At 56.1% G+C, this 13301-nt stretch carries 7 protein-coding genes and 1 pseudogene; 4 read left to right on the top strand and 4 right to left on the bottom strand.

The features are described from left to right. The first annotated feature begins 443 nt into the window (after positions 1-443). Together B0G69_RS18355 and B0G69_RS18350 are read left to right on the top strand one after the other, a co-directional pair. A complete protein-coding gene (locus B0G69_RS18355) occupies positions 444-2396 on the top strand; it encodes a HAMP domain-containing sensor histidine kinase (protein WP_121319848.1) in 1953 nt (650 codons plus the stop codon). 163 nt (positions 2397-2559) lie between these two features. Then, entirely contained in the window at positions 2560-4506 is a 1947-nt protein-coding gene (locus B0G69_RS18350) for a HAMP domain-containing sensor histidine kinase (RefSeq protein WP_121319846.1), read from the top strand. Between the two features lie 41 nt (positions 4507-4547). On the opposite strand, the gene B0G69_RS18345 is transcribed toward B0G69_RS18350, so the two are convergent. Next, positions 4548-5249 (bottom strand): response regulator transcription factor, encoded by a 702-nt coding sequence (locus tag B0G69_RS18345; protein WP_121319844.1) that lies wholly within the window; start codon positions 5247-5249, stop codon positions 4548-4550. A gap of 792 nt (positions 5250-6041) precedes the next feature. After that, positions 6042-6566: an alkyl hydroperoxide reductase gene (locus B0G69_RS18340; RefSeq protein ID WP_241991388.1), complete on the bottom strand. Its 525-nt coding sequence runs from the start codon at positions 6564-6566 to the stop codon at positions 6042-6044. A gap of 832 nt (positions 6567-7398) precedes the next feature. Here B0G69_RS18340 and B0G69_RS18335 point away from each other — a divergent pair. Further along, a complete protein-coding gene (locus tag B0G69_RS18335; protein WP_121319840.1) occupies positions 7399-8550 on the top strand; it encodes an IS110 family transposase in 1152 nt (383 codons plus the stop codon). Positions 8551-8801: 251 nt separating this feature from the next. On the opposite strand, the gene B0G69_RS18330 is transcribed toward B0G69_RS18335, so the two are convergent. Both B0G69_RS18330 and B0G69_RS18325 read right to left on the bottom strand, forming a co-directional pair. Next, positions 8802-10165, bottom strand: a protein-coding gene (locus tag B0G69_RS18330) for an IS3 family transposase (RefSeq protein ID WP_121319838.1) whose coding sequence is annotated in 2 segments (ribosomal slippage) — positions 8802-9691 and positions 9691-10165 — 1365 coding nt in all. Because the reading frame shifts where the segments join, the coding sequence is not laid out codon by codon here. A 242-nt stretch (positions 10166-10407) separates the two neighbouring features. Next, complete coding sequence (locus B0G69_RS18325; protein WP_158608946.1) at positions 10408-11724, bottom strand: SH3 domain-containing protein; 1317 nt, start codon at positions 11722-11724, stop codon at positions 10408-10410. Between the two features lie 1298 nt (positions 11725-13022). Between B0G69_RS18325 and B0G69_RS41880 the strand changes: the two are divergent. Then, positions 13023-13295, top strand: a pseudogene (locus B0G69_RS41880) (restriction endonuclease); the annotation flags it as partial. Positions 13296-13301 lie beyond the last annotated feature (6 nt).

The raw sequence follows: 13301 nt of genomic DNA, 5'->3' as shown, positions 1-13301 counted from the left end.
GCGTTTTCCCCTCGGTCGGTTATAGAGCCGTACTCGTATTGGGCATGCGAGAAGAGAAGAACGGGAGTCATTGTGCTGTGAAGTACGCCTTTCTTGTGTCGAATTATGTTGCATTATTCCTGCGTGTAACCATGTCAGTTGTAGTTAGGGCGACTATTTGATGTTCGGCATTAAATGTTCCTTGTAGCCGAATAAATGTTCGGTATCACTTTACGATTATTCGTTACGGTGACTTATTGAGAGTACGGCGCACCCGTCGCACTACGGATGCAGCTCGACTGCGGGTTGCTGGCACTGCGTGGCACCGGAGAGGCCCTGGAAACGGTTCACCTGAGTGGACCACGAACATTTGTTCGGCAGTAACGGAACACTTGTCCATCGACTTGCTGGTAGACCGGTAGCACAATGGAGCGCATGCTGAAGCTGATCCTCGGAGGCCTCTCATGGCGTCCTGTACTCAAACACGAAACGATTCCGACGCGGACGAAGAGCCCGGGGCCAGTACATCACTGACTGTGAGTGAAACGGTTCAGAAAATCGAGCGCCGCCGATTCGCTGAATTTGTGAATCTTTTTCTGGGACCGGTTGCAGCACTCAGTACCGAGCAGAATCTCCTTGTCAAGCGCGAGTTATTGGGATCACTGTCCCGTCGAACGGTATGTTGGATCGCGCTACTGTTGGTCGGAAGCGCGTTCTGGTTGGTATTTGGATCGTGGAATCAAACCTTCAGATATGCATCTTTGTTCCCTGCCGTCTGGGTCTTTGGACTGTGGGGGATGGCCGCTCCCGTCGCATTATGCTTACTGAAAAGGACAGTGGCCCTCCCAAAGCGCGCTGGTGCCAACGCGATCGAGCAGATGCACTGGAGATGGGCTGCATTGGTCATGCTGACATCGTTTTGGTGGGCGGCAGGTAGCTTTGGGTTCGGCCCGCCCGAGTTCTCGCTGCTTCATGGCTATAAATATATATTGCGCAGGTATAACTTTTTTGAGCTGACGATGATCAGCCAAGCATTTACCTTACTGCTGCTCGCGCCTAGTCTTCGTGCGACTTTAGGTTCACTCGTGTTCGGCGCCATCCCGTTCGGGTTTAGCATGGCACCAGTACTATTTATCAAGCGGCCAGGAATGTTTGATTGGAATACGGCTCAACTAACCGGCTACTTTTTCATGGCATGGTTTGTTTGCAACGATCAGAGGCGTGTATCTGTAAATGAGGTCATTCTCGAGGAGGCGCGATCGCAGGCTGAAGCGGCAGCGGCGGAAAAGAACCAGTTTATCGCCGCGATAAGCCATGACTTGCGCCAGCCGCTTACAACGCTCGGCTTGAAGTTAAATTATATCGAGCGGACCATTGAATCAACCAAACTGGCCGAAGACGTTTCGATTGCGCAAAGGCAAGTGGATGCGATGGAAGGGATGATTAACGGCGCGCTGGATATCAGCCGCCTCGAGTCCGGCACCTGGAGTGTAGAAATTCAAGAGGTGGCGCTGCCTTCCCTTTTACACGGCATAGTCGCGGATACGCAGCCGCTGGCCGGGGCGAAGGGGCTGAAGTTAAGACTTCATAGCCGACCCTATCTGGTGCGTACAGATCGACATGCGTTGGACAGGATCGTCCGGAACATGGTGATCAATGCGGTCCGTTACACGCCTTCCGAGCAGCGAGGGACGAAAGGACATGTTCTGGTGAGCTGCCAGAGGCGTGGCAGCAGCCGCGTAAGGATAAGCGTGTGGGACAACGGGATCGGTATCCCTGAAGACAGACTAAACGATATCTTCAAAAGCTATGTGCAGGTCGATAATCCCGAGAGAAATCGGGAGAAAGGGTTCGGACTAGGTCTGTCCATTGTCCAGGGTCTCGCGGACCTTCTTGGTCACGAACTGGACGTGGACTCGGCACCCGGGCGGGGATCGCGTTTTTCGGTGACGGTCCCCTTCGTAGGACTGATCCCGCCAGAGTTGCACGAGGTTCAAACGGTTGAAAGCGGCGACCCGGACTTGACCAATATGGTAGTGGCGATCATCGAGGACGATAGCGACTTGAGAATCGAAATATCGATGCGCCTGATCGAACATGGATGCTACGTCGTGGCGGGAGAATCATCGCACGACGTCATCGAACAGTTGCGCATGGAGGCTTTGACAAGTGGTCCGCACTTCATCCTCTCCGACTACCGGCTGGAACACGAGGACGGCGTTGTTGCGATTGCGGCGGTCCGTGCTGCTACCGACAGGTCGATCCCTGCAATCCTGTGGTCGGGGGACACCTCGTCAGCTGTGCTCAAAAAAGTAGCCGTCAGTGGCATGAAGCTTTTGTCGAAACCGGTTTCGGAACAGACCTTGTTGAACATACTGGTGAAACACAAACCAAAAGCATTGACCGAAGGCGGGTGACCAAGGCCAGTGGCGTGCCATCTGAAAATGCATTTGAACAGGACCGCGATCGTCTACCCCATGAACATTTGTTCGGCAAGTCACGGAACATTTGTCCGTCGACTTGCTGGCGGACCGGTAGCACAATGGAGCGCATGCTGAAGCTGATCCTCGGAGGCCTCCCATGGCGTCCTGCACTCAAACACGAGATGATTCCGACGCGGGCGAAAAGCTCAGGGCCAGTACGTCCCTGAGTGCGAGTGCAACGGTCTATAACGAACGCCCCAGATTCGCTGACCTTGTGAATTTGTTTCTGGGACCGGCTGCAGCACTCAGTCCAGAGCAGAATCTCGTTGTCAAACGCGAGTTGTTGGGATCACTGTCCCGTCGAGCGGTATATTGGATCGTGCTCCTGTCGGTCGGGAGCGCGCTCTTGTTTGTATTTGGATCGTGGATCAAAACTTCGGATGTCTATCTTTTGTTCCGTGTCGTCTGGGTCTTAGGACTGTGGGGAGTGGCCACCCCCGCAGCAACGTACTTACTGAAAAAGACAATGGCGCTCCCAAAGCACGCTGGCGCCAACGAAATCGAGCAGATGCACTGGGCCTGGACTGCATTGGTCATACTGACATCGTTTTGGTGGGCGGCGGGTAGCTTTGGGTTAACTCCACCCGACTTCTCTAGCCATGCTGCTTACTCGAAATTGGCCAGGTACGGTTTCTTCGAGTATACGCTGATCAGCCATGCATTTACTTTGCTGCTGCTCGCACCTAGTCTTCGCGCGACTTTAGGTTCACTCGTGCTGGGCGCTATCCCATTTGGATTTAGCATAGCGCCACCTCTATTTGTTTACCGGCCAGGAATGCTGGTCTGGTTTACGGCTCAACTGATTGGCTATTGTTTCATCGCCTGGTTCATTTTTCACAATCAGAAGCGCGCATATGTCAAAGGGGTGATTCTCGATGAGGCGCGATCGCGGGCTGAAGCGGCAAAGGCGGAGAAGAACCAACTCATCGCCGCGATAAGCCATGACTTGCGCCAGCCGCTCACGACACTCGGCTTGAAGTTAAATTATATCGAGCGGACCATTGAATCAACCAATCTGGCCGAAGACGTCTCGATTGCGCAAAGGCAAGTGGATGCGATGGAAGGGATGATTAACGGCGCGCTGGATATCTGCCGCCTCGAGTCCGGCACCTGGAGTGTAGAAATTCAAGAGGTGGCGCTGCCTTCCCTTTTACACGGCATAGTCGCGGATACGCAGCCGCTGGCCGGGGCGAAGGGGCTGAAGTTAAGACTTCATAGCCGACCCTATCTGGTGCGTACAGATCGACATGCGTTGGACAGGATCGTCCGGAACATGGTGATCAATGCGGTCCGTTACACGCCTTCCGAGCAGCGAGGGACGAAAGGACATGTTCTGGTGAGCTGCCAGAGGCGTGGCAGCAGCCGCGTAAGGATAAGCGTGTGGGACAACGGGATCGGTATCCCTGAAGACAGACTAAACGATATCTTCAAAAGCTATGTGCAGGTCGATAATCCCGAGAGAAATCGGGAGAAAGGGTTCGGACTAGGTCTGTCCATTGTCCAGGGTCTCGCGGACCTTCTTGGTCACGAACTGGACGTGGACTCGGCACCCGGGCGGGGATCGCGTTTTTCGGTGACGGTCCCCTTCGTAGGACTGATCCCGCCAGAGTTGCACGAGGTTCAAACGGTTGAAAACGGCGACCCGGACTTGACCAATATGGTAGTGGCGATCATCGAGGACAATAGCGACTTGAGAATCGAAATATCGATGCGCCTGATCGAACATGGATGCTACGTCGTGGCGGGTGGATCATCGCACGACGTCATCGAACAGTTGCGCATGGAGGCTTTGACAAGTGGTCCGCACTTCATCCTCTCCGACTACCGGCTGGAACACGAGGACGGCGTTGTTGCGATTGCGGCGGTCCGTGCTGCTACCGACAGGTCGATCCCTGCAATCCTGTGGTCGGGGGACACCTCGTCAGCTGTGCTCAAAAAAGTAGCCGTCAGTGGCATGAAGCTTTTGTCGAAACCGGTTTCGGAACAGACCTTGTTGAACATACTGGTGAAACACAAACCAAAAGCATTGACCGAAGGCGGGTGAAAGTGACGGCGGAGGACATAATGCGTGGGTAGCAGAGGTCTTCAGGACAGTCCCTTATCTGCCTCCCTTCCAAGGGTTAACTCGGCATTGACTCTAAGTGCAGCTTCAACGCGGTTTCTGACTTGAAGTTTGTCGTAAATAACACAGGAAACCTGTCTGACATGTCCGTCGGAGACGTTGAGCTCTCTTGCGATCTGTTTCCCTGAGAGACCACGTGCAATGCAACGCGCCAAGTCCCACTCTCGCGGAGAAAGTCCAAGATGATGCTGATTCCGGCTAGCTGAGGGCGCTGGTGTCGCGCAGGCAAAGCGCAGCAAGACTTCTTCTGGAATCCAGAGTTCACCTCCTAAAATCCTGCTCAGTCCAATGAACATCTTTTTATGCGCACCTCCTTTCAAAAGGATGCCCCGCGCGGCGTAGTCACGCATGCACATCCGCAGAATTTCGACTTCTTCATCGTTTGCAAGAGAGAGTCCCGTGCAGATGACCACGGGAACATTGGATGGATTTCCTGCCTGAAAATGTTCGAGTGTCGTGGCGCCACGGTTATCACCATCCAGATTCAGGTCCAGGAATACTAGGTCTGGGGGAGGTGTCTCGCTTACTTTTTCAAGCGCGCTGGCAAGCGTAAATACTGGCGTGATTTCGATTGGCGTTGCGCTCAGCTCCGACGCGTGTGATTGGACATATTCGGAAAGAGCAACGCAAAGAATTTCGTGGTCATCGACCCATAGGATTTTCATGGTCGCTTCTCCTCTTTATACATCCGAGAAAAGCAATCGATCCGGCGCTACTTTCGTGCACGGCACGGCGCTGCTTGACAGCTTAGCATATCAGGCGAGGCCGCAGAACCTTGAAGGATGGACAGAGAGCATTTCGCTTGCGGGCGATCTGAGCTAACGCACCGCCTTGGTTATCGCCCAGCGGAGGCATGTTATCCGTCGAATCCAAGGAGATCCATTTGAGTTCTGAGCGTTAAGCGGTGCAAAAACAGATTACGTCCGTGTCGGTTGATTTTTTGCAGCGTGTTGCGTGCCCGCGGTCTCTTCCGCACGGCGTGTGCCGGAGTTCGCGCCGTGCACTGCGACCCGGGCGGCACGCGGCTCTGTACCACCACCACTCGTGGATCGCCTTCATGCCGCGGTGGCCCGACTCGACCGCGCCGACGGCCTCGCGGCGACATGTCTGCGGAGTACCGGCAGCCCCGCGCACCGCGCATGCGGGAAGTGCATCGACGTATGCCATCTTTGCCCATGTGCCGGACCAGCGTGCCGCAGTTCTGGCAGAACGCCACATCCTTCGGTAGGGCGTTACATCAGCCCGCTACAGGCGGCGTAGAACGACCGATGTGCCGAGCGGAACCGCCGTTCGAGTGTCCGAGCCGGCGAAAAGCGAATGACGCCTACTGGCCGACTACCGCCCGATGCACCCAACTGAGGGGCCGCCCGTTGTGTCCTTTCAGCGTTTCAGTCAACCGCACCCCCGGCGCAGATTTCCCGGGATTACGCCCCACCCATATGACCTTCAGCGCAGTGCTACGGCCTACCCGCCGCGCGCAGTGCCGCTCTCAGGCTCATTTCTATGTCGAGAAGTTTTGCGCCGAGCTCCGCAAAGCTGCTGCGCCCCTCGCCGAATATCTCGCCGTTCATGTAGATCGTCGGCACAACGCTAATATCACGCGCCGACACCTCGCTTTGAAAAATTCCTCCGTCGATCGTAATGTTGTGAATCCGTGGATTGATCACCGTCATCATGTTCAGGGCTTGCACAACGTCCACACAGCTTCCGCAAGAGAGCGAAATATAGGTCTCGAAATAATAGTCACGTTCTAGCGTTCGGATCTGTTCAATGGTCGTACGGTCGGCGATCACGGGGTGTCCTCCCACCTGGAGTATTGCGAGGACAAGAGACGAAAATTCGGGTCCTGTCGGAGTGGCGGCAAACTGAATGCCAGCTTTTGCTCCGGCCTGCCTGATTGAAAACGATGGCTTACGTTCGTCACCATGCTGCTCCTCGATTACCGTCACCAGATCTGTCAACGACGCGATTTCGTTCAACATCGTCCGCATCTCGTGCGACGTTTGACCACCGCCCTGCGACACGATCAATTCGACTGGTCTGCGGATGTTTCGCAGATATGTCTGCAGCTGTGACCTGAGACTGATGCTTAACATGATTCGATCCCGTACCAACATGCACAAGGTTATGTGAAGAAGTGCCAGGAACTGAAAGAAATGTGGACAGAACGTGTAGCGTGAGTCTGCGATCGGACCACCCGAGAGCTTTTCGCCGTCTGTTGCACTGCCGCAATGTTGCTCGACTGCCCGACAACACCGACCGTGGTTCAAGAGCAAGCTTATATGCCTACGGCTGACGTGCCAATCTATCGGCTCGAGGGACGCGGACATTCTCGTCGAAGGCTACGGGCCGCGAAAACACGCGAGCACCCAAAGCCGGCGGCGCCCGCCGGCGGATCTGCGAAGGGCGCGAGGCAATGCTCCCTCCAACGTCGGTGCCTTTGGTGGGCTTGCCGCACAGATCCAAGGTGTTCGCGATTCGTCTAAAAGGGGTGCACGCGTGCCTGCTCCGGCGGCTACTTCTATGCGACCGACCAAGCTTGTGAACAATCTTGGGCGGCCCGTGTCGGCCGTTCGTTCCTGGCCGTACTGAGTCCGACAGCGTCTGGCTCAGGTCGACCCACTTCTGCCGGTCGAACCGGCCTGTCCCCAACGGCGGTTTCCAAAGTACAAGCGACGTTCGGGCAACCAGATCGGGCAGCCTAGCCCGAGCCATCGGCAAAGTGCTGAGTAGATGCTATGGGAGGGCTGCGGAAGTAGGCCCGCTGGAGTAAAAACGGGATTCATACTCGTTTTCTCCAAAGGAGCACGCAAAATGGATGCGCCTGACACAGCCCTTCGAGGGCAGAATACGACGGTAGTTGGCCGGCTGTACATGGCTTTTGAACTGGGCGATAAGAGCTGGAAGCTCTCACTGGGTGATGGCCACCGCGCGCCGAGCCGGTGTACGGTCGCCGCAGGTGATACCTCGGCGGTCCTCACCGCCATCGCGAACACCAGGGTGCGTTGCCACCTCAGCGCCGACGCACCCGTCTACAGCTGTTATGAGGCTGGCCGCGACGGCTTCTGGCTGCACCGCTGGCTGGCTCAGCAGGGTATTGCCAATCTCGTGGTGGATTCGGCCAGTATCGAGGTGAACCGGCGCTCCCGTCGCGCGAAGACGGACCGCCTTGACAGCGACAAGCTCCTCTCGATGCTTATGCGTTATTACGCGGGCGAGCACCGGCTATGGGCCGTCGCGCGCATCCCGACGCCTGAGCAGGAAGACGACCGGCGCCTGCACCGGGAACTGGAGCGCCTGCGGCAGGAGCGTACCGCACACACCAACCGGATCCGCTCCTTGCTCGTGCTGCACAACCTTCGGGTCAGGTATGTCGGTGGCCGGATCTGGACTCACTGGTGGGCCCAGCAGCGCGAGCAACTGCCGCCTGGCCTGCGCGCCGAGATTGAACGCGAATGTGAGCGGCTCGCGCTTGTGCGCAAACAGGTAAGCCTGCTGGAAGCACTGCAGGACCAGCAGGTGCGCGGCGGCTCGCACCCCGGCATGGCGTTGCTGGCACAGCTTGCGGGCATCGGCACAGGCAGCGCCTGGACCCTGATGAGGGAACTGTTTGGCTGGCGGCAGTTTCACAACCGTCGTGAAGTGGCCGGCTGCCTGGGCCTGACGCCCACGCCATATGCCAGCGGCACCAGTCAGGTCGAACTGGGTATCAGCAAGGCGGGCAACAAGCGATGCCGGTGGTTGATGGTCGAGCTCGCATGGAGCTGGTTACGCTTCCAGCCCAACAGCCAGCTTAGCCGCTGGTTCAACCAGCGGTTTGCCGGCACCGGCAAGCGACTGCGGCGCATCGGTATCGTGGCGCTCGCACGCCGTCTGGCGATTGCCCTGTGGCGCTATATGGAACACGGTGAAATTCCCGACGGTGCGATACTCAAGCCACGTGATGTCAACATGGCGAACGCCTGAACGGCACAGGATGGCAGGCGGTGTTCAACGGTCAACGCGCCCGTAAATCGCTCGGGCTACCCATGCGGGTAGCCGTTTGGATTAGATGGGGCGCGTCGGTAACAGAGTGATCCAGCGCTTTGCGCATGCGGCATGAGGTGACCGGCCTGGTTGGCCGGCACGGATAGAAGATCGACCCGGCACTGGCCGGATCCCCCAAGACTGAACCGCCCCGGGAATGAACTGACCCCCGAGAGTTGGACGTTGAAGCGTTAATTTTTTCCCGCTCGCATTCGATATTCCACGGGACTCAGTCCACCAAGTTTCGATTTGATGCGGTGCCGGTTGTAGTAGTCGATGTAGCCCTTCAGGCCTACCCGTAATGCGTCGACGTCTTCGAAGTCCGTGAGATGGAAGTACTCGGCCTTCAGAGTGCCAAAGAAGCTCTCCATGGCCGCGTTATCGAAGCAATTTCCTTTTCTCGACATACTTTGCTTCATTCCGTAGCGCGCCAGTGCCGCTCGGTACGGTTGCATGCGATAGTGCCAACCCTGGTCTGAATGAAGCATCGGTGTAGCCGTATTCCTGCGTTTCTTGACAGCTTTCTTGAGCATGCCCATGACCATCGGGAAGTCGGGGCGATGGCTCGACTCGTAGGCAACAATTTCCCCATTGTAGAGGTCCATGACCGGAGAAAGGTACAGCTTTTTCCCCGCGACCCGGAACTCGGTCACATCGGTAACCCACTTCTCGTTTGGGCCCGACGCGGTGAATTCACGATTGAGCAGGTTCGGAGCGGCCTCGCCGACCTCGCCCTGGTACGACCGGAACTTCTTCCGGCGCACCCTCGACCTGATTCCCAATTCGTTCATGATGCGCTGCACCTTCTTGTGATTGACTAGCTCGCCATCACTGCGGATAGTCAAGGTGATGCGACGATAGCCATACAAGCCGCGATGTGCAGCATAGACAGCCTGAATCTTCGCCTTGAGCCCACAATGCCGGTCTGGGGCGGCCAACGTTTTGAGCCGATAGTAGTACGTACTGCGTGGCAACCCCGCAGCCTGGAGAAGATCGGTCAAGGGGAATTCCTGCCTCAGTTCAAGCACTATTTTGGCTATTTCTGCCGCGCCAACTTCTTTGCTAGAACCAAGGCATTGAATTTTTTTAGGTACGCGACCTCTGCGCGTAACTGCTGATTCTCACGAAGCAGTTGGTCTGACTCCTCAGATCGCGGAGATTCCAACGACTGGTTCGAGGTCCTTTTCTTTGCTGGCACCGAAACATCCTGTCCCGACGGGCGCATGCTCTTTGGCGAACGGAGCTCTCCCCGTGCTTTCTGTTGTTGCCACATCGTGATGCTGTGCGGATTGCCGATATTGTAAATGGCAGCCAGCTCTCGACAGGAAAGGTTCTCAGCCACGCTCCGGTGCACCACCTCAAGCTTGAACTCAACGGTGTAAGCACCACGCTGCCGGATGAGCCCAGCGTTACCATGGTGACGATATGCCGCGACCCATCGCCTCACCATGCTTTCTGCAATACCGAATTTCGCCGCAAGGAGCTTATAGCCCCCTTTGCCAGCGAGGTACTCGCGAACCACCTTCTCCTTAAACTTTACATCGAATTTCCTCACGGAACCCCCAAGGTCGTGTCCAACTCTCGGGGGTCAGTTCAAATCCGGGGCGGTTCAGTATCTCCCGAAGTTGTCGAGGCGCATGAACAGCCTTTTCGGGAACTTCGGACTCTACTTGGCATGGTTTCCCGACCGTCGTGCTCCGCGCCGGGTTGAATGCGCTCAAAAAGGGAAAACCTGCGCGAGAGCGACGAGCGCGATGCAGTGGTTGCTGCTATCAGCGACGCGACTTGCGCATAACTCTAGACGATCTTGCTCACATAGCGCGAGTACACCCACCCGTGGACTGCGGGTGACTCGTCATCGGCAGTCCACGCGACGGAAGACCACGCTTTCTGCCTCTCGAGCAGCATAACCACCTGCCCGAGCGCGAGATTCCTGACAGCCGGAGACTTGCTCGACGGGTGGGTGTGTACTTCCAGTTCTTCTTTCAAGACGAACCGGAACGACTGAAGTTGTTCCCGATCTGCGGCATAGATCACGGCTTTCTTGCGGACGTTCTGTTTGACCTCGCGCGGCGAGGCGGTGCGGGAGTGTTCCTCAAGCGCCCGTTTTATATAGAAATCGGCGACGGGATTCAGGATCATGTAAATCGCGCTGATTAGAACTGGGACGATAAAGAGCACCACAAAGGCCTTAAGGCGTGAGTCCTTCATCGACTGGATTTCGTCAACAATCGTCTTCACGAACGGCGCCATCCTGGCTTCTGCCTGCTGTGCGGCGCGATCGATGGCCCTGTCAACGATTGCTTGCACATCAGCGATGTCCCCAGCTGTCATCGATACGGGTGCCGGGGGATTCGTCGCAATCAGACGGGTCGCCGATTCGACGAGCCCATTCGACCTCATCGCCTCGACCACTTCACTGAGTTCCGTGATGGGATTGGCGGCCTTCCATGTCCTCAGTAAGTCGGTGAACTTGTCAGTCTGCAAATCTTGCAGCCACTTGTTCACGTGCATATCGGCATAAGCGGATTCGAACGCCTTCGCCGAAGCCACGAACGAAGGTTCCAATCTGAACGCGTCGATTGCGCTAAGCTGCCGCGCCCAAGCAGGATTGAGAGCAGCCTCAAACGCCTTATGGTGCTTAGCCCATCCAGTGACCAAAGTGTCCTGGATCGCTCTGATCTGCTGTTCCCGCCCGGTATCGAAGGAAGCCTGAAGCGTCCTGATTTGCTGTCCCAATCCGTTGTCGAAGGAAGCCTGGAGCGCTCTGATCTGCTGTCCCAATCCGTTGTCGAAGGAAGCCTGGAGCGCTCTGATCTGCTGTCCCAACCCGTTGTCGAAGGAAGCCTGGAGCGACTTGATCTGCTGTAGTAAGCCGGTGTCGGCTTTCAGCGCCTCCATCGCCTTGAAGGAAGATGTCATCGAGGGTTCGAGCTTAAGGGCGTCGATCACTTTAAGTTGCTGGGCCCAGCTCGCGGTCTGCATTGCATCAATTCCTTTGACGGACTGCATTATCGAAGGATCCAGTCCGAGCCGCTCCATCTCCGGCATCGGCCCCATCGTCTTCGGGTTGGCGCCCGGTCCCTTCGCTTTATCTAACGGTCCCTTTTCCATTTCGAGTCGTCCTCGGATCACTCTACAGAATCGCTTAAGGCCTAGTCTCCGGCGCATGTCGATTTTATCGGATTAGCCGAGATACGGGCGTCGTACCTTCTCTACCTAGCGCGTCGTGATGCCATATGCCTGCATCACGCGTACGGCGCGCGCGGCACCTACAGCCGGTCCTGTGGATATAAGGAACAATGCCTCGTTGTTACCTCGTGTCTCGGGAGGAGAGCCGCAATTCGAACTGCAGGTTTCAAAGTGACTGAGCGACTCTTAATGGCCGGACGTCGCCCGACGCGGCCGGCGACGTCCGACCCCGAAGCAGCCCGTGTGTGTTGTCGATTTTCAAATCGGCTTTGCGATTGAAGCGAAGTGGGCGGGCGGTTATGCTTCGGCGTGGGTCGAATGCGGGCTTAGGTGGTCGCAACGCAATTAATGCAAGACGTCTTTCTAACATTGCAGGGTTTGCAGTGTAGATTAAATTGGCAAGATGATGGCTACCAAACAACAGATTTACAGTCTGGAGAGAATTCGTGATCTACCAATGTACTTCGTGCAGACGCAAATCATTCGAAACTAAGTGTCCATGGTGTACGAATGCTCCGGTCCAAGCATCGGGCCAGCCCGCGCCTGCGGCGCTCCAGGTCCCGCTTGACCCTTCCTTCTACCCGGAATTCCAGTATCAGACGAAGGGGTTTCTGAAAGATCTGCTCGGCAAGAAAAAGGAGCAGGCGCAGCTTAACGACCTTCTTCGCGCGGTGCTCAGAAAATATTCCGAGCTCAAAAAGCCTTACTTTGCCAACTTCTTTCACACAGTTCGAAACGTGGGCGTCGAGCCCATTGACGCCGAGACGCCTAGCGCACGAGAAAATGGAACATATTCTAACCGGGAACTTTTTCGCGAAGTTCTGATCCGCAAGGGCTTTACCGAACTGGAAGAGCTCCCGCATCTGTTGGACAAACTTTTGCTGACGACCGGGTTCAACTCGGCATACCTTGGTTTCTACACCGAGATATCGAGACACATCAAGGGTTCACTGCGTGAGATTCTCCGGTCGTGGATAGCGGAAGCAGGGGTGAGCTATCGCGATGATCTCAGCCTGTTGTTCTATTTCCTCTGGGATAACAACATCCGGCACCCGGAGATACAGTACGCGGATCAGGCGTCCTCGGCATTCGGCACGCCGCTCTTGCCCTGGCAGACCGTGAAAACCTGGCTTGACGTCTGCGAACAGATCAACTTCGACATCCTTGTCGAGAGGCTGGCAACGAAACTGGAGTTCTTCGATCCCAATCAGTTCGTCACGATGTACCACGTGGACGCCATGAATGGATACGAATTTGAGAAATTTCTCGCCCAGATCTTTCAGACAGCGGGCTACGATGTCGAGGCAACCAAATTAAGCGGTGACCAAGGCGCAGACCTGTTCGTAAGCAAGTTCGGCAAAAAGATGGTGATTCAGGCGAAAAATTATTCAGGAAACGTTGGTAACTCGGCCGTCCAGGAAGCCATCTCTGCGAAGAGCTTTTATGGTTGCGATGACGCCATGGTCGTCACAAACTCATATTTCACACGATCAGCCACC

Source organism: Paraburkholderia sp. RAU2J, from assembly GCF_003634845.1.
GTDB lineage: Bacteria > Pseudomonadota > Gammaproteobacteria > Burkholderiales > Burkholderiaceae > Paraburkholderia > Paraburkholderia fynbosensis.
Note: the sequence above shows the minus strand (reverse complement) of the source record. Positions and strands in the feature narration are given on the sequence as shown.